Origin of the sequence: Gordonia aichiensis, assembly GCF_039946255.1 — a bacterium.
Lineage (GTDB): Bacteria > Actinomycetota > Actinomycetes > Mycobacteriales > Mycobacteriaceae > Gordonia > Gordonia aichiensis_A.
The window spans coordinates 17,734-37,912 of sequence record NZ_JBCDWL010000010.1; the positions used below are offsets into that span (position 1 = coordinate 17,734).

The following is a 20,179-nucleotide window of genomic DNA, read 5'->3' on the forward strand; positions in this document are numbered from 1 at the left end:
TGCAAAGGGAGTCAGCGGCTGGGGGCCAAGGGCCCACCGCCTCGTAGGCCTGTCGCACATCACATTCGGGGCGACGCCGGGAACCCGCGCGCCCGTTTCGGAGTTGACCAGATGATGTGGGACGCTTTTGCGCGGCCCGGACGGCGAACGCCATGGGCCGAAATCGGTTCTGCATGGGGAAATGGGGAGAGTGTGTCCCGATCAGGGAGTTCGACGGCGCTGCGACGCGGGTGGCGGATCGCGCCGGTCGCGCTGGCGGTGGCGGTCACCGTCTCCTCGTGCAGCATCCGCCTCCCGTGGGAGCGTCCCGACATCCCGGACGGGCTGCCACCGGGCATGGGCGTGCAGCAGCCGTACATCGACGTGAACGCGCCGGGTCGCACGGCCGACAAGATGCGGGCGTGGGCCGAACCGATCTCCGAGGCGACCGCCATTCCGCTGACCTCCCTGGAGGCGTACGGCAACGCCGCCGAGATCCAGCGGCAGCAGCATCCCGAGTGCGGAATCGGATGGACCACGCTCGCCGGGATCGCGGCCGTGGAGACCAAGCACGGCAGGCACGGTGGTGCGAGCGTCGCGCCCAACGGCGACGTCCGACCGCGGATCCGCGGTCCGCAACTCGACGGCACCAACGGCAATCGCGAGATCCTCGACACCGACGGCGGCAAACTCGACGGCGACACAAAGTACGACCGCGCAATGGGACCGTTCCAGTTCATTCCCGAGACCTGGAAGCGATTCGGGGTCGACGCCAACGGCGACGGGGTGGCCGACCCCGACAACATCGACGACGCGGCGCTGTCGGCGGCACGCTATCTGTGCGTCTCGTCGGGCGGCGACATGACCACGCCGCAGGGCTGGGAGAGGGCCGTTCACGCCTACAACAACCACACCGCCTACGTTCTCGAGGTGCGCAACTATGCGAACGCATACTCCGTGAACATCCGTTACTGATCTGCGTTTATCCTGGACCAGTACTCGTCGGCGGAGCGCTCCGCCGACCCGACGACATCGAATTGGGGCTGACAAGTGGCAATCATCGAGCAGGTAGGCGCGCGCGAGATCCTCGACTCCCGCGGCAACCCGACCGTCGAGGTCGAGGTGGTCCTGGACGACGGCACGTTCTCGCGGGCGGCGGTGCCGTCGGGCGCGTCGACCGGTGAGCACGAGGCCGTCGAGCTGCGCGACGGCGGCGACCGCTACTTGGGCAAGGGCGTGAAGAAGGCCGTCGAGGCGGTTCTCGGCGACATCGCGCCGGAGGTCATCGGTATCGAGGCCGACGATCAGCGGGTCCTCGACCAGACCCTGGTCGACCTGGACGGCACCCCGGACAAGTCGCGCTTGGGCGCCAACGCGCTGCTGGGCGTCTCGCTGGCGGTCTCGAAGGCCGCGGCCGAGTCGGCCGGTCTGCCGCTGTTCCGCTACGTCGGCGGACCGAACGCGCACATCCTGCCGGTCCCGATGATGAACATCATCAACGGCGGCGCGCACGCCGACAACGGCATCGACTTCCAGGAGTTCATGATCGCGCCGACCGGTGCGGACACGTTCGCCGAGTCGCTTCGTTGGGGCGCCGAGGTCTACCACGCCCTCAAGGCCGAGCTGCACAAGCAGGGCCTGAGCACCGCGCTGGGCGACGAGGGCGGTTTCGCCCCCGACCTGCCGAACACCGAGTCGGCCATCGATCTGATCGCCAAGGCCGTCGAGAGCGCCGGATACAAGTTCGGCAGCGACGTCGTGATCGCCCTCGACTCGGCGTCGACCGAGTTCTACCGTGACGGCGCCTACCAGTTCCAGGGCAAGCCGCATTCGGCCGACGAGATGATCAAGTTCTACGAGAAGCTGGTCGCCGACTACCCGATCGTGTCGATCGAGGACGGCCTGGGCGAGGACGACTGGACCGGTTGGGCCGCGCTCACCGAGGCCATCGGCGACAAGGTGCAGCTGGTGGGCGACGACCTGTTCGTCACCAACCCGGAGCGTCTGGAAGAGGGCATCAGCAAGGGCATCGCCAATGCGCTGCTGGTGAAGGTCAACCAGATCGGCACCCTGACCGAGACCCTGGACGCCGTCGCGCTGGCGCACAACAGCGGCTACAAGACGATGATGAGCCACCGCTCGGGCGAGACCGAGGACACCACCATCGCCGATCTGGCGGTCGCGTGCAGCTCGGGTCAGATCAAGACGGGTGCACCGGCCCGCAGCGAGCGCGTCGCCAAGTACAACCAGCTGCTCCGCATCGAAGAGGGTCTGGGCGATGCGGCACGCTACGCCGGTGACCTGGCGTTCCCGCGCTTTTCGTTCGGTGCGTGATTAGCTAGAGGGCATGGCAGGCAGCGTGGCCGGGGGCGCCGGGAGTGAAGCGAGCGGGCCCCATCAAACGGGCGCCGGGAGTGAGGCGAGCGGGGGCGACGGCGGTCGTCGCCGGTCGTCTCGGAGTCGGGGCGATCGGCGGGCGGGCTCGTCGGGCCGGTCGCGGCCGGATCAGCGGCGTACCCGGTCGCGCGTGTCTGCGGAGTCGTCGGTGGCCGAGCCGCCGCGTGCGTCGGCGCGGGAGCGTCGGGACGACGCGGGCGGCGGGTCGTCGTCGCACGTCGGTGGCCGTCGGCGCCGACCACCCGCCGGCGGTCGGGCGCAGGCGTCCGGTGATCTGTCGGCGCCGCCGAGTCGGTTGGCGTTGTTCGCGCATCGCCGGGGGGTGAGCGTGACGACGGTCGGGGCGATCGTCGGGATCGTGATCTTCCTGATGTTGACGCTCGCGGTGCCGGTGCGCACGTATATCGCGCAGCGCAAGGAGTTCAGCCAGCTGCAGCAGTCGAATGCCGAGCTGATTCAGCAGACGCGGGAGTACCGGAGTCGGCTGGCGCAGCAGAGCGATCCGGCGTACATCGAGAACGAAGCGCGCGCACGGCTGCAGTATGTGATGCCGGGCGACAAGGCGGTGGTGATCGTCGATCCCGCGGGCCAGGCTCGGCAGGCGGAGCAGGCCGCGGAGCGTCAGCGTGCGGCGACGCCGTGGTACGAGAATTTGATGGATGCGGTGTCGACACCGCCGAAGGGCTGAGGCTTGTCAGAAGTGAGTATTGCGGAAGCGGACCTGCAGGCGGTCGCGAAGCAGTTGGGCCGGGAGCCGCGGGGCGTGCTGGAGATCAGCTATCGCACCCCCGACGGTCAGCCCGCGGTGGTGAAGACCGCGCCGCGGCTGCCCGACGGCACGCCGTTCCCGACCCTGTATTACCTGACCGATCAGCGGCTGACCGGCGCGTGCAGCCGGTTGGAGTCGGGCGGGGTGATGCGTGAGATGACGGCGCGGCTGGCGTCGGACACCGAGCTGGCCGCGGCCTATCGCGCCGCCTACGAGAGCTATCTGGCAGAGCGTGACGCGATCGAGTCGCTCGGCACCGATTTCGCCGGCGGCGGCATGCCCGATCGGGTGAAGTGCCTGCACGTGTTGGTGGCTCATTCGCTCGCCAAGGGGCCCGGGGTGAATCCGCTGGGCGACGAGGCCGTCGCGCTGCTGGCCGACGTGGAGAAGCTGCGCGGCATCGCGGTGCCCGCCGAGTGGCCGCTGTCGGCTGCGGACGGGGCTGTTCGCGGCGCCGATTCCGCCGAGGATCAGGGATGACTCGCGTCGGCGCCGTCGACTGCGGCACCAACTCGATTCGCCTGCTGATCGCCGACATCGACGCGGACGGGGTCCTGACCGACGTCGAGCGAGACATGATCGTCGTCCGCCTGGGGCAGGGTGTGGACGCGACCGGGCAGTTCGCCGACGAGGCGATCGAACGGACCCGGGTGGCGCTGGCGGGGTATGTGGATCGGATGCTCGCGGCCGGCGTCGAACGGGTGCGGATGGTCGCGACGTCGGCGACGCGCGATGCGAGCAACCGCGATGAGTTCTTCGCGATGACCGCCGAGCTGCTGGGGAAGGTCGTGCCCGGCGCGATCGCCGAGGTGATCTCGGGTGACGAGGAGGCGCGGTTGTCGTTCCGCGGCGCCGTCGGCGGCCTCGACCCGGCCGACGGTCCGTTCGTCGTCACCGATCTGGGCGGCGGCAGCACCGAGGTCGTGGTGGGGTCGGTGTCGCGCGGTGAAGCGTTCGTGGTGGGCGCGTACTCGGCCGACATCGGTTGTGTGCGTCTGACCGAGCGCGCACTGCCGTCCGATCCGCCGACCGCGGACGAGGTCTTCCGCGCGGAACGCATCGCCGCCGACGAGCTCGCGAAAGCCTTTGATGCGGTTGACGTTTCGCTGGCTCGCACGTGGGTGGGCGTGGCGGGGACGCTGACTACTTTCGCCGCCGTGCATGCGGGACTGTCGGAGTACGACCCGGAGGTGATCCACCATTCGCGGATCTCCCTGGCCGATCTGCATGTGCTGTGCGGCCGCATTGCGGCGATGACCCGCGAGGAACGTCTGGCGTTGGGCCCGATGCATCCCGGGCGCGCCGATGTGATCGGCGGCGGTGCGCTGGTGACGCGCGAGTTGGCCCGTCAGTTCGCCGACCGCGCCGGGATCACCGGAATGGTCGTGTCCGAGCACGACATCCTGGACGGTATCGCGCTCGGCCTGGTCTGAGGGCGTTGTCGGGGTGGTCTCGATGCGCGTCCTGCGCTTCGCTTCGGTCGCTTACTCGACCAGCCTTAAAGGAGCTTCGGTCGCTCACTAGGCCAGCCTGAAGGGGCCTGGGTGCGTTGTCACGGTGGGTTGAGGCCTGGCGCGCTCCGGTGCGCTTTCAGGGTGGTCGAGTAGCCCGCGAACGGAGTGAGCGAGTGTATCGAGACCTGGTGCGGCGGTCTCGATGCGCGTCCTGCGCTTCGCTTCGGTCGCTTACTCGACCAGCCTAAAGGGGCCTGGGTACCGTTGTCAGGGGTGTATCGAGGCCTGGTGCGGTGGTCTCGATGCGCGTCGTGCGCTTCGCTTCGGTCGCTTACTCGACCAGCCTAAGGGGCTTCGGTGCGTTGTCCGGGGTGAGGCCTGGCGCGCTCCGGTGCGTTCTCAGGGTGGTCGAGTAGTCCGCGAACGGAGTGAGCGAGTGTATCGAGACCCGGGCGACGACTACCGACCGAAGTTGTTGCACGACTCGCAGACGCTCTCGGGGATGATCCCCGCACGCTGGAGCAGGCCGAAGCCGACGCAGCCGAGGCACAGGCCGAACACGAACTCCAGGAACGCGGCGACGATCAGCAGACCGACGACGATCTGGGCGGCCAGGCCGAGACCGGCCAGCGACAGCGCGAAGGCGGTGCCGGAGAAGACCAGGCCGATGGTCTGTGCGAAGCGCTTCGGCGGACCGGGCACGACCTTGGACTTCTGCCACACCTTCGGCACGATGACGTGGACGGCGAGACGGCCGAAGGGGGAGTACCGCGGACCGCCGGCCACCCGGAGGGCGAACCCCAGAGCGAGGATGCCGTACAACCAGGGCTGGTCGACGGCGATCGACGCGATCGCCAGTGCGATGACCAGTCCGGCGGTGGACCGTGCCGCGTAATCGTTCACCGGATTCGGGAAGTCGAATACTCCGCGATGCCACGTCGGGGCGTCGGGAACGGTGATGGACGAGTCGACCTGGGTGAAGACATCAGAGTTGGTCACGGGCACTCCTTCTAGCGATGACGGTTCACGGTATGGCAGGTCAGGCGACTCGCCAAGGGTTTACGTCACGGTGAGGGAAAACCGGGTTGCTGCGCTGCTCGGCGTCGCCGGGGATCCGCAGCCGGATCTCACGCCGATTCGAAATCGGCGAGGATCTCCAACACCTGATCGCCGTACTTGTCCAGCTTGTTCTGGCCGATGCCGTTGATCGCGAGCAATTCGTCGCGGTTGGTCGGCTTCACGTGCGCCAACTCCTCGAGCGTCTTGTTGCTCAAGACGGTGTAGGCGGGAAGCTCGGCCTCCTTCGCGACCGCCGTGCGCCACCGGCGAAGCACCTCGAACAGACCGCGGTCCTGCTCGGACAGGTCCGGTGCCGCGGACACGCCGCGGGCAGCCTTGCGCGCCCGGGCCGGCGCCTTCGCATCCTCGCGCAGCATCACGGTGCTCTCTCCGCGCAGGACCGGGCCGGCCTTCTCGGTGGCCCGCAGGACACCGTACTCGCCGTGCGGGACGATGATGCCCAGCGCCACCAGCTGGCGGACCACGCTGCGCCACCCGCCGGCGTCGAGCTCGGTGCCGATCCCGTAGGTGGTCAGCGAACCGTGGCCCAACTGCCGGATCCGAGCGTTGTCGGAGCCGCGCAGAATATCGATGAGATGCCCTGCGCCATAAGCGGAATGGTTGAACTCACGGTCGAGGCGCACGATCGTCGACAGCAGCTTCTGCGCGGGCACGGTGCCGTCCCACGTGGCGGGCGGATTCAGGCAGGTGTCGCAGTTGCCGCACGGTTCGATGTGCTGGTCGAAGTACTGCAGCAACTGCTGCCGACGGCATCCGGGGGTCTCACACAGTGCGAGCATGGCGTCGAGCAACTGGGACTGGACGCGGCGGTGCGCGGCGTCGCCGTCGGACTGGTCGATGAACCGACGCTGATTCATCACATCGGCCAGACCGTAGGCCATCCACGCCACCGACGGCAGCCCGTCGCGGCCGGCGCGGCCGGTCTCCTGGTAGTAGCCTTCGATGCTCTTGGGCAGATCCGCGTGCGCGACGAACCGCACGTCGGGCTTGTCGATCCCCATCCCGAAAGCGATTGTCGCGACCACCACGATGCCGTCTTCGCGCAGAAAGCGGTGCAGGGTGTCTTCGCGGACGCGCCGGTCCAGGCCCGCGTGATAGGCGACCGCATTGATCCCGTTGGCGCGCAGGAATGCGGCCAACTCCTCCACACTCTTGCGGCTGAGCGCGTAGACGATGCCGGTGGCCTGCTCGCCGTCCACCACGCCTTCGGTGCGGATGAACTCGAGCAGCTGGTCCTTGACCTTGGCCTTCGGTTCGATCCGGTAGGTGATGTTGGGTCGGTCGAAGCTCGAGACGAAGTGCCGCGCATTCTCCAGATGGAGCCGCGAGGTCAGCTCTGCGTGGGTGCGTTTGGTCGCGGTGGCGGTCAGCGCGATGCGCGGAACGTCGGGCCAGAGCTCGGCGAGCTCGCCGAGCGCGAGATAGTCGGGCCGGAAGTCGTGGCCCCACTGCGACACGCAGTGCGCCTCGTCGATCGCGATCAACGACAGCTCTCCGCGTGAGAGGAACTCACGGGTGCCGCGCTGGCTGAGTCGTTCGGGGGCGATGTAGATCAGATCCAGTTCGCCCGCCAGGTATGCGCGCTCGACTTCCGCTCGATCCTCGGGGAACTGGGTCGAGTTCAGAAACGCCGCGCGCACCCCCAGCTGCCGCAGGGCCCCGACCTGGTCGGCCATCAGCGCGATCAGCGGGGAGACCACGACGGCGCATCCGTCGCGGACGAGGGCAGGCACCTGGTAGCACAGGCTCTTGCCGCCGCCGGTCGGCATCAGGACGACGGCGTCCCCGCCCGCGACGACGTGCGAGACGATCTGTTCCTGGTCGCCGCGGAAGGAGTCGTAGCCGAAGACGTCTTGGAGTACTCGGTATTGATCAGGCACGGCGGCGGTCAGTCGTCCTCGGAGTCGTCGTCGCCCTCGTCGTCGTATCCGTTGAGCGAATCGAGCTCCTCCGGCGGCGACTTCGGCTTGGGCGCGGGTGCGGTGTCGTTGCGCGCGTTCCGGGCGGCCTCGCGCATCTCGAAGCCGTCGGTCACCAGATCGCCGACCTCGCGCGCGACGTCGGCCACCGCGGTGGTGATGATCGATGCGATGTTCCCGACCCGGTGCGCGGTGTTCTCGACGACGTCCTGGATCAGATCCTTGGTGCGTTCGGTCCGTCCGACCATGACTCAGCCCTCCTGATGCCGCCCGGCGCGACCCCACCCATGGTAGGCACGGGCCGCCTCGGGGAGTCGAGGGCGTGCGCCATTCTCCGGATTGCTGACGGAAACGTCCCCGTGAGCCCGACTGCCGGACCATTTGTCCGACAGTCATCGTCACGGGGACGTTTCAGTCTCTGGCTCCACGCTCCTGTCAGGCCGAGACCCGGTCGACGAACGCGATGATCTCGTCCGCCACCTCGTCGCGGATCTCCGGCTCATTGTGGACCTCGTGACGAAAGCCGGTGTACACGCGGGTCCGCACATCACGATGTCCGGTGGCGACCAGCTTGTTCGCCACGTGATAGGCGCCCTCACCGTAGTTGGTGACCGGATCCTGGTCGCCTGCCAGAATCAAGACCGGCAGGTCGCTGCGGACCCTTCGGTACCAGTCGTCGGCGTTGGCGTCGTCGTACAGGTCGATGAACCCCTGCAGGAACCGCACGCTCATCGGTGCGCCGAAGTTGTTGAACGGATCAGCGGCGTGGTCGCGCACCACGTCGCGGTCGCGTGCCACCCAGTCGGTCGGGCCCGCGACGTCGTCGTAGCGGGAGACGAAGCCGTCGAACAGCGCCTCCACATACGACGACGCGGCCGGCGCGGCTCGGTCGGGTTCGGCGGCCAGTGCCGCGCGGTCGACGCCCGACTCGAGTCCGTGCATCTGGGCGGCGATCCCGCACAGGATGACGCCGGCGATGTCGTCGCCGATCTCGGCGACCAACGGTCGGGCGATCATCGATCCCCACGAGTGCCCGAAGACGAGGTACGGCAGGTCCGGGTACTCGGCTCGTGCGGTCTCCCACAGCGTCCGCTCGTCGGCGACCGCCGTGGCAGCGCCCTCGTCGCCGGAGTCGGCCCAGATGCCCGAGACCATGGCGGTCTTGCCGTGGCCGGCGTGGTCGTCGGCCACCACCACGAAGCCGGCGTCGAGGAGTCGGGCGATCAGGCGCAGATAGCGCCGGGAGTGTTCGCCGAGTCCGTGGATCACCTGGACCACGGCACGCGCGGGGACGGTGGGCCGGTAGATCCATCCGTGAATGGTGTCGCGGCCGTTGTGCGAGGGGAAGGAGATCTCAGTCAGTGCCATGGAGCCGACGGTAGCGTGGCCGGAGTGCTCGCGGGTGGGAGACGGGCCCGCTCAGGCGGCGCCGGCGTCCGCCGAGCGTTCGATGTTGACGACGACGTCGTTGTCGTCGCGCGTCATGGCGTTCGGCAGCGAGAGCTTGGCGATCTTGAGCCATGTGGAACCGAGCTGGCGACGGAGGCTGCCGGTGTTGTAGGGCAGTCCGTAGCGTTCGCAGATCTCCCGGACCTCCACGGCCATCTGCGGGTATCGGTTCGCCGGCACGTCGGGGAACAAGTGGTGCTCGATCTGGTGGGACAGGTTGCCGCTCATGATGTGGAACAGCTCGCCGCCCTCGATGTTGGCGCTGCCCAGCATCTGGCGCAGGTACCACTGGCCCTTGGTCTCGTTCTGGCACTCCTGCGCGGTGAAGGTCTGTGCGCCGGAGGGGAAGTGGCCGCAGAAGATGATCGAGTACGCCCACACGTTGCGGATCAGGTTGGCGCCGGCGTTGCCGATGAGGGTGGTGACGAAGAACGGTCCAGTCAGGGCGGGCCAGATCAGGTAGTCCTTGGCCACCTGCTTGCGGGCCTTGCGCCACATGCCCTTGACCAGCCCCTTGACGTCGGTCCATTTGCGACGACCCGCGAGCAGGTTCTCGGCTTCCAGATCGTGAAGCATGACGCCCCACTCGAACAGCAGCATCAGCGCGGTCGCATAGCCGAGGTTGCCGAGGAAGTACGGATTCCATTTCTGGTCGCGCGCCATCCGGAGGATGCCGTAGCCGATGTCGCGGTCTTCGCCGACGATGTTGGTGAAGGTGTGGTGCAGGTAGTTGTGGCTGTGCTTCCACTGCTCGCCGGGGCAGACGGTGTCCCAGTCGAACTCGCGCGAGTTGTAGGTGTCCTCACGCATCCAGTCGTACTGGCCGTGCATGACGTTGTGGCCGATCTCCATGTTGTCGAGGATCTTGGCGACGCCGAGAGCGCCGACGCCGGCCAGCCAGACCGGCGGCAGGAACGGGACGAACATCATCGCCCGGCCGGCGAACTCGAGCCTTCGCTGGGTGCGGATGATCGAGTAGAGGTAGTCGCGGTCGGCTTGGCCGAGGGTGGCGACGGTCCGTGCGCGCAGGTCGTCCAGGTCGCGCCCGAGTTGCTCCACCTGTTCGTAGCTCAGGGTGATCTCGCGGGTCGGCTCGGTGCGGAAGTAGTCGGTGATGTTGACGGCCATGATCAAACCTCGATTTCGACGTCGCCCACGGGGGCGTTGACACAGATCTGGATGTGCTGATCGGGCTCGGAGTCGAGCTCGCCGGTCAGGATGTTGCGGGTGCATCCGCTCTTGCGGACCTTGGTGCAGGAGAAGCAGATGCCCATGCGGCAGCCGAACTCCGGGTTCAGGCCCGCGGATTCGGCCTGCTCGAGCAGCGTTCGACCGTCGTTCGCGGCGGCGACTGCGGCCTTCGTGAACGAGACCTCTCCGGTGACGGGCTGGTCCGGGTCGACGACCGGTGCGGTGTCGATGGTGAACGCCTCGGCATGGAGTCGATCGGCCAGGCCGCGCTGGTCGGCGTAGTCGCGGACGGCGGTCATCAGCGCGGGTGGGCCGCACAGGAACACCTGTGCACCGTCGGCATCGGCGATGCCGTCGAGGTGGGCCGGCTCGAAGTGCTCGGGTTCGTCGGTGCGGGTGTAGTGAAACTGCACGTCGACGTGGGGGAGCGTCCGATCGATCGCGTCCAGTTCGGCGCGATACGGAACGTCGTCGGGGGTGCGCGCGTAGTGGATGAAGGTCGCACGCTTCTGGGATCCCTCCTCGATCAGTGTTCTCAACATTGAGAGGACAGGTGTAATCCCACTACCGCCGCTCAGGAAGACCACGTGCTCGGGTCGGTCGCCGGGCAGTGTGAAGACTCCGGCTGGGGCGCCCAGGCCGAGGACCATCCCGGGCCGGGCGTTCCGGCGCAGGTGCTGGGAGACGAACCCGTCGTCGTGGGCGGTCACCGTCAGCTCCAGGGCGTCGGTGTGCGCGTCGGCATTGGCGGGCGAGAAGAAGCGTCGGTGCCGGACGCCGTCGATGACGGTGCTGACCTCGACATACTGGCCTGCCGAATGGCCTTTCCACTGGCGGGTGGGGCGGAGGGTGAGGGTGACGGAACGGTCGGTCTGGAGCCGGACGTCGATGACCTTGGCGCGCGTGGTGCGCCACGTGATCATCGGGTCGATCAGTTCCAGGTAGCGGTCGACGGGGTAGGGCGTGGCAGTCGCCTCGACGATGCTCTCAACGAGGTGGGCGATTCGATTGGCCATCGGGTGACTCCTCGATCCGGTGAATGCATTTCAGTGAACGCTTGTACACAAACAACAATGACATGGACCGCCCTACCGGTGTCAAGGCTGCACACGTGTGTTCGCGGTCACGGTCGCGGGGCGGTCGCCGGATCGGCCGTTGTTCGGCACGGCCTAGACTGGTGCGGTGGCATCCTCACCCGACTCACCAGGCGCGACGGCGCGCCGAGCGCGCTCCAAGCGGCCTCGCGCCGAGGCCGGTGGCAGTCGTGCGGAGAAGAAGGAGCAGACCCGTCAGGCGCTGCTCGACGCCACGATCGACTTGGTGGACGACCGTTCTTTCGGCAGCATCAGCCTGCGTGAAGTCGCGCGCGGCGCCGGGATCGTGCCCACCGCCTTCTATCGGCACTTCGCCTCGATGGAGGACCTCGGCGTCACCCTCGTGGAGGACGCGATGCGCGTCCTGCGGGGCGCGCTGCGGGAGGCTCGGCGCGACCTCGCCGGCCGCGGGATGCCGACGGCCCGCGACTCGTTGTCGACACTTCTCAAGAAGGTGCACGCCGACGAGTCCAAGTTCCGCTTCCTCATCCGCGAGCAGCACGGCGGCGTCGCCGAGGTCCGGCGTGCGATCGGAACCGAACTTCGGCTCTTCTCGCGAGAACTGGCGATCGACCTGGCGCGCGTGCCGGCGCTCGCGGAGTGGGGGCCCGAGGATCTGGAGGTCGCGGCCGATCTGATCGTCACGATCATGATGACCACGGTCGCCGAACTCCTCGACGGCGATGGGAGAGAAGCGACCGAGCGTGCGCTCGTCGACCGCGCCGAGCGGCAGCTGGTGATGGTCTTCCTCGGCATGAATCAGTGGAAGCCCACGTCCTGACGACCTGGCGCAGGCGCCCGTCGGTGTCTGTCCGGTCTTCGTGATTCGTCATTCGAACGGGTGGCACGGCGCGGTGTCGGGACGGCGCCGCCGCACCGATGTCAGGGGGGGATAAGGGAAGATCGTCCCCATGGCACAGCAGGAATCGCGAGTCGGCACGCAGTTCGGCCCCTATCGGCTCGATGCGCTCCTCGGACACGGCGGTATGGGCGAGGTGTACCGTGCGTTCGACACCGTGCGCGATCGCGAGGTCGCGCTCAAGCTCTTGCACGAGCGATTCACCGGTGATGCGACCTACGAGGAGCGGTTTCGGCGGGAGGCGCAGGCGGTGGCGCGCCTCGGCGAGCCGCACATCATCCCGATTCACGACTTCGGTGAGATCGACGGCATCCTCTACCTCGACATGCGGCTGGTCGAGGGCGAAGACCTGCGCTCACGACTGCGGCGCACCGGCCCGATGCCACCGGCCGACGCCGTCGCGCTGACCGCACAGTTGGCCGCCGCGCTCGACGCAGCGCACGCGGTCGGCCTGGTGCACCGCGACGTCAAACCGGAGAACGTTCTGGTGACGAACTCCGACTTCGCGTATCTCGTCGATTTCGGCATCGCCCACCAGGCCGCCGACACCCGACTGACCCAGGCCGGCACTGCGATCGGGTCGCTGACCTACATGGCGCCCGAGCAGTTCGACGGGGCGCCCAGCGCTCTGACCTCCGACGTGTACTCGCTGGCTGCGGTGCTGTACGAGATGCTCACCGGCACGCAGCCCTTCCCCGGAGCCACCGTTAGCCAGGTGGTGCGCGCGACGGTGATGAACGAGGTCCCGTCGCCGCGAGCGATGGCTCCGGCGGTGTCTGCGCAGTTGGACGCGGTGGTGGTGCGCGGACTCGCCAAGGATCCGGGGGTGCGGTTCGCCTCGGCGGGCGAGCTCGCTTCCGCGGCCCGGGCCGCGCTCGCCGGGCACTGGCCGGGTGGCGACTCGGTGCCGACGACGAGCATGCCGACGACCGTTCCGACGACGAGCATGCCGACGGGCTCGGGTGGATACGACCCGACGATGATCGGGCAGATGCCGCCCGCCGCGGCATACCCGGGCCCACAGGGTCAGTCGGGCCCGCAGAACTACCCGGGCCCGCAGAACTACCCGGGTCCGCAGAACTACTCGGGCCCGCAGAATTATGCCGGCGTCCCGGGGTACTCCGGTCCGCACCAGGCGCCTCCTCCGCCCTACTACGCGCCGCCGGGCGCTGACTTCGGTGTGCCGAGCTACCCGCCGCAGGAGCGCGAGGGGCGGGCGCTGCAGGTGGTTCTGGGGGCGCTGATCGGACTGCTGGTCTTGGCGCTGATCGGCATGGCCGTGTACTGGTTCGGGTTCCGCGACTCGAGCGGATCGGGGTCGGTGGCGGCGCCGTCGTCGACGACCACGCTGACGACCACCGTTGAACCGCAGCCCACGACTGCGACACCGCCGCCGGGAACGGTGAACTGCAGCGCCGAGGTCGGTGTCGCCTCCAGTGTCACCAGTTGCGAGTTCGCGTACAACGTGCGGTCCGCATATCTGTCGGCGAGCCCCGACAGGCAGGCGCGAACCGTCGTCGCGAGCAGCCCGGTCACCGGGATGAGTTATTCGATGAACTGCAATCCGGAATCGGGCGTCGTGGTGTGCCGGGGCGGCAACAACGCGGTCGTCGTCATCTTCTGAGCCGGCCCGCACGGTCGCGGCGAACGAATGACACAGACGCGGCGCAGGAACGAGATCGGGCGAATGAACGAGATATGGCGCAGTGGCATGGAGCCGATGCGGAGTGGGGAAGGGTTGCGGTGAGACGAGCTTCAGGACGGTCGATGCGGGTGCGGCGGACCGTCGCGGTGGGGGTCGCCGCACTGTGCGCGGGGACGCTGGCGGCCTGCGGCTCGCCGACCCTGCAGGCCGGTGTCGCGACCGTGATCGTGACCGAGACCGCGGGGGTGCCTGCGGCGACGTCGCAGGCGTCGGAGCCGCGTACCACGGCCTCTGCCGGTGCGCTGGCCGCGAGTTTCGAGGAACTGAGCCGAACCCTGTCGGCGCCGGTGGGGCTCGCGCTGGTGCCGGTGGGCGGTGGCCCGGTGGCCGTGTTCGGTGACCAGACGCCGCGCGTGGCGTGGTCGACGATCAAGGTGCCCCTGGCGATCGCGGCCGCGCGTCGGAACGGTCCCAGTGATGCCGAGGCGAATGCGATCATCGACTCCGACAATGCTGCGGCCGAGCAGTTGTGGTCGTCGTTGGGGACGCCCGACCAGGCGGCGGCCGCTGTGACCAGGGTGCTGCGGGAGGGCGGCGACAAGACCTCCACCGTGCCGTCGCACCGCTTGCGCCCCGAGTTCTCGATCTTCGGTCAGACCACGTGGGCTCTCGGTGATGCGGCGACCTTCGCCGCCGACCTGCCGTGCCTGGGCGGCACCGACCACGTGATCTCCCTGATGGGCCAGGTCGCCGGTAATCAGCAGTGGGGTCTGAAGGCGATCGAGTCTCGTGCGACCGCGGTCAAGGGCGGCTGGGGGCCGAGCGAGACCGGTGGCTACCTGGTGCGCCAGCTCGGCCTGCTGACCCGGAAGGACGGCCGACAGGTCGGGGTGGCGATGAGCACTCAGACTGCGGCGGGCTCGATGGAACCCGGGGCCGCGGTGCTCAGCGCAGTCGGGCGCTGGCTGGCGCAGCATCTCTCGGCGCTTCCCGCCGGTCGTTGTCGTTAGCCTGACCGATAACGGCTGGGCAACGCCGACGTCTCGGCTGTGCCACGCGCATGGCGGGCGCACCCGACCGTCACTACTGTGACTGAAGTTGTCAGAGTTGTGTGAGGTGTTGTTGTTGCGTTTAAGGCGTGTGTCCGCGATGGTGGCGGTGGCGGTCGCGATGACCGTGACGGGTGGGGGCATCGCCCAGGCGGCGCCGCCCCTGCTGCCCAACGTGCTCCCTCGGGTCCCCGGGCTGGAGGCGCTGCTTCCGCCGCCGCCGATCGACCTCGGCAAGAGCTTCGCCAGGCTGACGGCAGACCTCACGAAGTCCGTCCCCGGCCGGGTGGGAGTGGCCATCACGGCCACCGGCTCGGGCGAACCGGCCTTCTTCGGGACGGTCCGAACGGCCCGGGCCTGGTCGACGCTGAAGGCGCCGGTCGCCGTCGCGGCCGAACGCGCCGCCGTCGAAGGCCTGCCCACGATGGAGGCCAAGTCGATTCGCGACTCCGACAACGACGCCGCCGAAGCGATCTGGGCGACGCTGGGCGACACCCGCCAGGCGGTCGACGCCGTCGGTGCCGTCCTGCGCGAGGGCGGCGATCACCGCACCCAGATCTCGTCGGAACTCAACCGGCCCGCGAGTTTTCCCGGCGCCACCCGCTGGGCGACCACCGACCAGTCGGTCTTCGCCGCCAATCTTCCGTGCCTGCCCGGCGCGGACCGCGTGGTGGCCAACATGGCCGAGGTGGGTCCGAACCAGAAGTGGGGGTTGGCCGCCGGAAAGCGCGGCGTGTCGACCGCGGTCAAGGGCGGCTGGGGTCCGGTGTCGGATCGGACCGGCAAATATGTGGTCCGACAACTGGCCGTGGTGACCGCCGCACGCGGCACCGTCGGGGTGAGCCTGGTGGCGCTGCCGGCCAGCGGCTCGCTCACCGACGGCGCCGCCATGCTCACCCGCGTTGGCGACTGGGTCCAGCGGAACCTGGCGCACCTGCCCGCCGGACGATGCACGCCGACGCTCGCGGTCCCGCAGATCTGACCCTCGCATTTCCACCACCGACACGCCGTCGGACGCGGCGTGTCGTCCCCGACCTCCGGCCATACGCGTTGGTAGTGCGGGCGGCTACTCGGAGACTCTGCGCATCGAGCTGAGCAGGATGGCCTCGGTGAGAGCGGTCCGGCGCAGTTCGCCGGGGTCGACGCTCTCGTTGGGGGCGTGGATGGCGCACAGCGGCTCCTCGACGCCGAGCAGCGCGATCTCGGCGTGCGGCACCGTCTCGGCCAGCACGGTGCACAGCGGAATCGACCCGCCCTGACCTGAGAACTGAACCGGAAGCCCCGCGTAGGCGGTCGACATGGCATCGATGAGCTGCTGGTACGCCGGTCCGGACGGGTCGGCGGAGAAGGGGCCGCCGAAGGCGTCGGGCTCGAACTCCACGTGGCAGCCCCACGGGATGTGCTTGCGCAGGTGCGCGACCAGGAGCTCGTACGCTTCGCGGGGATCGGTGCCCGGCGGCACGCGCAGGTTCAGCATCGCCGCGGCGCTCGGCATGATGGCGGCCGCGCAGTCGGCGGTGCTTGGCGCGTCGACGCCGATCACGGTGACCGCCGGGCGCGACCACGCCATGTCGGCGGGGCTGCCGCTGCCCAGCACCTCGGTGCCCGGCAGCGCGCCGACGGTCTCCTGGAACTGCTCGGCGGTGAACGCGAATCCCTCCCACTTCTGGTCGGCGCGCAGACCTTCGATCGTGGTGTCGCCGCGGTCGTTGCGCAGCGAGGCGAGACCGGCGATCAACGCCGCCATCGCGTCGGGCGCCGGGCCGCCCGCACCGCCGGAGTGGACGCCGTTGGCCAGCGCCGAGACGGTGACCTTCACATTCACCACCCCGCGCAGGCTGGTCGTCAGGGTCGGGATGCCGACGGCGATGTTGCCGGTGTCGCCGATGAGGATGAGGTCGGCGTCGAAGAGCTCGGGGCGGGTGCGGACCAGTTCGTCCAGCCCCTCGCCGCCTGCCTCCTCGGAGCCCTCGATGATCAGGCGGACGTTGCACGCGAGCTCGTCGCCGACGGCCCGCAGCGCGGTCAGGTGCGCGACGATGTTGCCCTTGCAGTCGGCGCTGCCGCGTCCGTACCAGCGACCGTCGCGTTCCACGAGCTCGAACGGCGGGGTGTCCCACAGGTTCTCGTCACCGGCCGGCTGCACGTCGTGATGGCTGTAGAGCGCGACGGTGGGGCTGCCCTCCGGTCCGGCGCGATGGCCGACGACGGCGGGGGAGCCGTCGGAGGTGATGATGACCTCCGCGTCGAAGCCGAGGTCGGTGAACGCCGCGGCCACCCATTCGGCGCTGGACCGGCTCGCCGGAACACGGTCGTGGTCGATGTGGATGGAGGGGAAGGCGACCAACTCGGCGAGGTCGGCGCGGGCACGGTCCATCAGCTCGTCGACGCGGGAGGAGAGGGTGTCCGGTGTCAGTTCCACGGGGCTCATGGTCTCCAGGATGGCACGCGCGCGCCGGTCACGCCGGGCGGGCGACGTCGAACTCCGCGTGCATCTCCCAGTAGACGACCTCGGTGTCGGTGACGGCGGTGACGGTCACCGGGCCGGCGTCGGTCAGACGAAGGGCGTCGCCCTCGGTCAGCGGCGCGGCGGTGAGATCGTCGACGTCGACGAGGGCCTCCCCGAGCACCGCGAACAGGTGCCCGAACGGGGCGCCGGGCAGGACGATGCTCTGGCCGGCGCGCGGCCGGGCGATATGCAGCGCCGCATAGCGATTCGCGATCGGCAGCGCCTCGGTGCCTGTGTGCTCGGGCCGCCCGGAAGCGATCACCACCGGTTCACCGGAGGCCAGCGCCGCAGTGAAGTCGCGGGCGCTGTGCGCCGGGGGCAGACCGTCGCGGTGGGGCGGCACCCACATCTGGACGACGCGGGCGCGCTGCCCGCCGGCGCGGTCGGCGGCATTGCGCTCGCTGTGGACGATGCCGCTGCCCGCGGTCATCGCGCCCGCGGTGCCCGCCGGGAGGACCTCGGTGTGTCCGCGGGAATCGCGGTGGGCCACCGACCCCGCCACCACCCAGGTGACGATCTCCATGTTCTGGTGATGGTGCGAGTCGAGCCCCTCGCCCGCCTCGACGGTGTCGTCGTTGTGCATGGCCAGCACGCCGTGCGCATTGGCGAAGATGTCGAAGTTTCCGGTCCCGGGGAACGACTGCCGCGAGGTGAGCCATTCATTGGCCCAGAAGTGGCGGTCGGCGGCGGGGATGAGGGTCGCGATCATGGGGTCTGGCTCCGTTCCCTGGGTGCGGGGTGCGCGGGTGCGGCTTCGTCGCGGGTGCCGTCGACGCCGAGCCGCCGGCCGACCCGCACCATGATGTCGGCCAGCGCGGCGGCGTCGTCGTCGGAGACGGCGGCGAAGAACAGCTCGTCGACGTCGTCGCCGTGGGCGGCCGCGGCCTTCTGAAACGCCGCCTCGCCCTCGTCGGTGAGAACCGCGTAGCTTCCGCGTCGGTCCTCGGCGGCGGTCTCGCGGCGCACCCAGCCGCGACGGCGCAGTACGTCGACCTGGTAGGTGAGCCGCGAGGCGGCGAAGATCATCCGACGGCTGATCTCGTTCATCCGCAGCCGGCGCCCCGGGGCTTCGTGCAGCGACAGCAGCACGTGATAGTCGGCCAGGCACATGCCCTCGGCGCGCAGGCGGCGGTCGAGTTCGGTCTGCAGGCGCGCCGAGTTCTCGATGAACAGCCGCCACGCGGCCCGCTTGGCGGCGGTCGTCATCGGACGACGTGTGGCATCAGCGCGTCCGCCGGGATGGTCCCGAACCTACCGGACTGGTAGTCCTCCATCGCCTCGATGAGCTGCTGTCGGGTGTTCATCACGAACGGGCCGTACTGGGCGACCGGCTCGCGCAGCGGCTTGCCGCCGAGCAGCAGTACCTCGAGTGCGGGACGGTTGGAGTCCTGACCGGCGTCGGCCGAGACGGTGATCGCGTCGCCCGCCCCGAGAACGGCCAGCTGGCCCTGGTGAATCGGTCGCTGCTCGGCGCCCACCCGGCCGCGGCCCGACAGCACGTAGACCAGCGCGTTGAAGTCGGCGCGCCACGGCGTCGACAACTGCGCGCCTGGCGCGATGGTCGCGTGCGCGAAGGTGATCGGGGTGTGCGTGGCGCCGGGGCCGGTGTGGCCGTCGATCTCGCCCGCGATGATCCGGACCAGCGAGCCGCCGTCGGCCGAGGCGATCAGCTCGACCTGGCCGCCCTCGAGGTTCTGGTAGCGCGGGGTGAGGAACTTGTCGGACGCAGGCAGATTGACCCACAGCTGGATGCCGTGGAAGGTGCCGCCGGATTCGACGAGCTCGGCCGGCGGGGTCTCGATGTGCAGAATGCCCGAGCCCGCGGTCATCCACTGGGTGGCGCCGTTCTCGATCAGACCGCCGCCGCCCGCCGAATCCTGGTGCTGGAAGCGGCCGTCGATGATGTAGGTGACGGTCTCGAAGCCGCGATGAGGATGCCAGTCGGTGCCGCGCGGCTCGCCCGGCTGATACTCGACCTCGCCCATCTGGTCCATGTGGACGAACGGGTCGAGCTGCTGGGTCGGGACGCCCGCGAAGGCGCGGACGACGGGGAAGCCCTCGCCCTCGTATCCGCGGGGGCCGGTGGTGATGCCGGTGACGGTGCGGTCGGTACTGGTCTCCGAGGGGAGCGAGATGCGGGGCAGGGTGAGCGTGTCGGCGGTGACGGCGGGCATGGTGACCTCCTGGTTGAGAACCATAGTAGTTCAGATTTGAACTACTTCATAGATCTGAAACGTCGGCATGCCCAGTTTGATTCCCTCCGGGCGCCGAACCCGTCATACTCACTGGCATGGCTATCAATCCGATCGTCGACCGCCCGAGTCGTGGCGGCGATCGTCAGCGTCTGCGCAAGCTGGCTCAGGCGGCGCTGAACGCGGATCAGACGGTCGATCAGGTCGAAGGCATCCTCGGCGAGGTGGGGCCGGTCCTGGGTTCCATGGGCAACACGATCGACGGGCTCGACGCCACCATCGCCAAACTCAACGTCACCCTCGACGAGCTCAACTCCACCCTGGCCAAGGTCGACGACACGGTCGGGCGCATGGCGACGGTCGTTGCACGGTTGGAGAAGGTCGTCGGCCGCGTCGAGACCATCGTCGGCGTCGCCGAACAGGCGTTCAAACCCATCGGCATGATCGAGAGCGCCGGACAGACGATCGAATCGGTCGGCCGCGGGCTCGCCTCGCGCATCGGTCTCGGCTGATCGAACGACACCGCACGACCAATCCGAAAATCGGGATATCCCGGTGATCCATCCCATAATGTTCGCCTCATCAGTCGAAAC

General features: G+C 68.9%; 20 protein-coding genes. 10 read left to right on the forward strand and 10 right to left on the reverse strand.

The genetic code is table 11. The features are described 5' to 3' along the window. Positions 1-192 precede the first annotated feature (192 nt). From AAFO60_RS12910 to AAFO60_RS12930, 5 genes are all read left to right on the forward strand, one after another. Positions 193-954, forward strand: coding sequence for a lytic transglycosylase domain-containing protein (locus AAFO60_RS12910; protein WP_347956615.1), 762 nt, complete (start codon positions 193-195; stop codon positions 952-954). Positions 955-1,029: 75 nt separating this feature from the next. Beyond that, entirely contained in the window at positions 1,030-2,313 is a 1,284-nt protein-coding gene (gene eno / locus AAFO60_RS12915; protein ID WP_347956616.1) for a phosphopyruvate hydratase, read from the forward strand. A 193-nt stretch (positions 2,314-2,506) separates the two neighbouring features. Further along, the gene (locus tag AAFO60_RS12920) at positions 2,507-3,064 is read left to right on the forward strand and encodes an FtsB family cell division protein (protein WP_347956617.1); all 558 of its coding nucleotides are present in this window, start codon (positions 2,507-2,509) and stop codon (positions 3,062-3,064) included. Positions 3,065-3,076: 12 nt separating this feature from the next. Further along, the gene (locus AAFO60_RS12925) at positions 3,077-3,625 is read left to right on the forward strand and encodes a DUF501 domain-containing protein (protein ID WP_347956618.1); all 549 of its coding nucleotides are present in this window, start codon (positions 3,077-3,079) and stop codon (positions 3,623-3,625) included. Then, on the forward strand, positions 3,622-4,578 hold the full coding sequence (locus AAFO60_RS12930; protein WP_347956619.1) for a Ppx/GppA phosphatase family protein: 957 nt from the start codon (positions 3,622-3,624) through the stop codon (positions 4,576-4,578). Before AAFO60_RS12925 ends, AAFO60_RS12930 begins: the two co-directional genes overlap by 4 nt. A gap of 480 nt (positions 4,579-5,058) precedes the next feature. Here AAFO60_RS12930 and AAFO60_RS12935 read toward each other — a convergent pair whose 3' ends face one another. The 6 genes from AAFO60_RS12935 to AAFO60_RS12960 form a co-directional block, all read right to left on the reverse strand. Then, positions 5,059-5,559, reverse strand: coding sequence for a DUF4395 domain-containing protein (locus AAFO60_RS12935; RefSeq protein ID WP_347956731.1), 501 nt, complete (start codon positions 5,557-5,559; stop codon positions 5,059-5,061). Between the two features lie 167 nt (positions 5,560-5,726). Further along, on the reverse strand, positions 5,727-7,559 hold the full coding sequence (gene recQ / locus AAFO60_RS12940) for a DNA helicase RecQ (RefSeq protein ID WP_347956620.1): 1,833 nt from the start codon (positions 7,557-7,559) through the stop codon (positions 5,727-5,729). 8 nt (positions 7,560-7,567) lie between these two features. Continuing rightward, the gene (locus tag AAFO60_RS12945; protein WP_347956621.1) at positions 7,568-7,846 is read right to left on the reverse strand and encodes a hypothetical protein; all 279 of its coding nucleotides are present in this window, start codon (positions 7,844-7,846) and stop codon (positions 7,568-7,570) included. Between the two features lie 187 nt (positions 7,847-8,033). Continuing rightward, on the reverse strand, positions 8,034-8,966 hold the full coding sequence (locus AAFO60_RS12950; RefSeq protein ID WP_347956622.1) for an alpha/beta hydrolase: 933 nt from the start codon (positions 8,964-8,966) through the stop codon (positions 8,034-8,036). A 51-nt stretch (positions 8,967-9,017) separates the two neighbouring features. Next, positions 9,018-10,175: a fatty acid desaturase family protein gene (locus AAFO60_RS12955; RefSeq protein WP_347956623.1), complete on the reverse strand. Its 1,158-nt coding sequence runs from the start codon at positions 10,173-10,175 to the stop codon at positions 9,018-9,020. 2 nt (positions 10,176-10,177) lie between these two features. Continuing rightward, positions 10,178-11,254 (reverse strand): ferredoxin reductase, encoded by a 1,077-nt coding sequence (locus tag AAFO60_RS12960; protein WP_347956624.1) that lies wholly within the window; start codon positions 11,252-11,254, stop codon positions 10,178-10,180. A gap of 166 nt (positions 11,255-11,420) precedes the next feature. Here AAFO60_RS12960 and AAFO60_RS12965 point away from each other — a divergent pair, with 166 nt between their 5' ends. The 4 genes from AAFO60_RS12965 (at position 11,421) to AAFO60_RS12980 (ending at position 15,867) form a co-directional block, all read left to right on the forward strand. Then, entirely contained in the window at positions 11,421-12,113 is a 693-nt protein-coding gene (locus AAFO60_RS12965; protein WP_347956625.1) for a TetR family transcriptional regulator, read from the forward strand. Between the two features lie 130 nt (positions 12,114-12,243). Further along, positions 12,244-13,815 carry a serine/threonine-protein kinase gene (locus AAFO60_RS12970; RefSeq protein WP_347956626.1) on the forward strand — a complete coding sequence of 524 codons (1,572 nt, stop codon included), beginning with the start codon at positions 12,244-12,246 and terminating at the stop codon, positions 13,813-13,815. A 119-nt stretch (positions 13,816-13,934) separates the two neighbouring features. Next, a complete protein-coding gene (locus AAFO60_RS12975) occupies positions 13,935-14,846 on the forward strand; it encodes a hypothetical protein (RefSeq protein WP_347956627.1) in 912 nt (303 codons plus the stop codon). Between the two features lie 139 nt (positions 14,847-14,985). After that, a complete protein-coding gene (locus tag AAFO60_RS12980) occupies positions 14,986-15,867 on the forward strand; it encodes a hypothetical protein (RefSeq protein ID WP_347956732.1) in 882 nt (293 codons plus the stop codon). Positions 15,868-15,951: 84 nt separating this feature from the next. Here the strand turns inward: AAFO60_RS12980 and AAFO60_RS12985 are convergent, their stop codons facing one another. The 4 genes from AAFO60_RS12985 to AAFO60_RS13000 are packed head-to-tail and all read right to left on the reverse strand — an operon-like array spanning position 15,952 to position 19,568. Next, positions 15,952-17,316 carry a dipeptidase gene (locus AAFO60_RS12985; protein WP_347956628.1) on the reverse strand — a complete coding sequence of 455 codons (1,365 nt, stop codon included), beginning with the start codon at positions 17,314-17,316 and terminating at the stop codon, positions 15,952-15,954. A 28-nt stretch (positions 17,317-17,344) separates the two neighbouring features. Further along, the gene (locus tag AAFO60_RS12990) at positions 17,345-18,103 is read right to left on the reverse strand and encodes a pirin family protein (RefSeq protein ID WP_347956629.1); all 759 of its coding nucleotides are present in this window, start codon (positions 18,101-18,103) and stop codon (positions 17,345-17,347) included. Then, positions 18,100-18,600: a MarR family winged helix-turn-helix transcriptional regulator gene (locus tag AAFO60_RS12995; RefSeq protein WP_347956630.1), complete on the reverse strand. Its 501-nt coding sequence runs from the start codon at positions 18,598-18,600 to the stop codon at positions 18,100-18,102. Before AAFO60_RS12995 ends, AAFO60_RS12990 begins: the two co-directional genes overlap by 4 nt. After that, positions 18,597-19,568 (reverse strand): pirin family protein, encoded by a 972-nt coding sequence (locus tag AAFO60_RS13000; RefSeq protein ID WP_347956733.1) that lies wholly within the window; start codon positions 19,566-19,568, stop codon positions 18,597-18,599. The genes AAFO60_RS12995 and AAFO60_RS13000 overlap by 4 nt, the downstream gene beginning before the upstream one ends. A 116-nt stretch (positions 19,569-19,684) precedes the next feature. Between AAFO60_RS13000 and AAFO60_RS13005 the strand changes: the two genes are divergently transcribed. Further along, positions 19,685-20,098, forward strand: a complete 414-nt coding sequence (locus tag AAFO60_RS13005; protein WP_347956631.1) for a hypothetical protein — start codon at positions 19,685-19,687, stop codon at positions 20,096-20,098. Positions 20,099-20,179: the final 81 nt, after the last annotated feature.

Coding starts and splice junctions, on each gene's coding strand:
- AAFO60_RS12970 (WP_347956626.1), top strand. CDS start 12,244: ATGGCACAGCAGGAATCGCGAGTCGGCACGCAGTTCGGCCCCTATCGG.
- AAFO60_RS12995 (WP_347956630.1), bottom strand. CDS start 18,600: ATGACGACCGCCGCCAAGCGGGCCGCGTGGCGGCTGTTCATCGAGAAC.
- AAFO60_RS12980 (WP_347956732.1), top strand. CDS start 14,986: ATGGTGGCGGTGGCGGTCGCGATGACCGTGACGGGTGGGGGCATCGCC.
- AAFO60_RS12950 (WP_347956622.1), bottom strand. CDS start 8,966: ATGGCACTGACTGAGATCTCCTTCCCCTCGCACAACGGCCGCGACACC.
- AAFO60_RS12945 (WP_347956621.1), bottom strand. CDS start 7,846: ATGGTCGGACGGACCGAACGCACCAAGGATCTGATCCAGGACGTCGTC.
- AAFO60_RS12930 (WP_347956619.1), top strand. CDS start 3,622: ATGACTCGCGTCGGCGCCGTCGACTGCGGCACCAACTCGATTCGCCTG.
- AAFO60_RS12990 (WP_347956629.1), bottom strand. CDS start 18,103: ATGATCGCGACCCTCATCCCCGCCGCCGACCGCCACTTCTGGGCCAAT.
- AAFO60_RS12960 (WP_347956624.1), bottom strand. CDS start 11,254: ATGGCCAATCGAATCGCCCACCTCGTTGAGAGCATCGTCGAGGCGACT.
- AAFO60_RS12955 (WP_347956623.1), bottom strand. CDS start 10,175: ATGGCCGTCAACATCACCGACTACTTCCGCACCGAGCCGACCCGCGAG.
- AAFO60_RS12985 (WP_347956628.1), bottom strand. CDS start 17,316: ATGAGCCCCGTGGAACTGACACCGGACACCCTCTCCTCCCGCGTCGAC.
- AAFO60_RS13005 (WP_347956631.1), top strand. CDS start 19,685: ATGGCTATCAATCCGATCGTCGACCGCCCGAGTCGTGGCGGCGATCGT.
- AAFO60_RS13000 (WP_347956733.1), bottom strand. CDS start 19,568: ATGCCCGCCGTCACCGCCGACACGCTCACCCTGCCCCGCATCTCGCTC.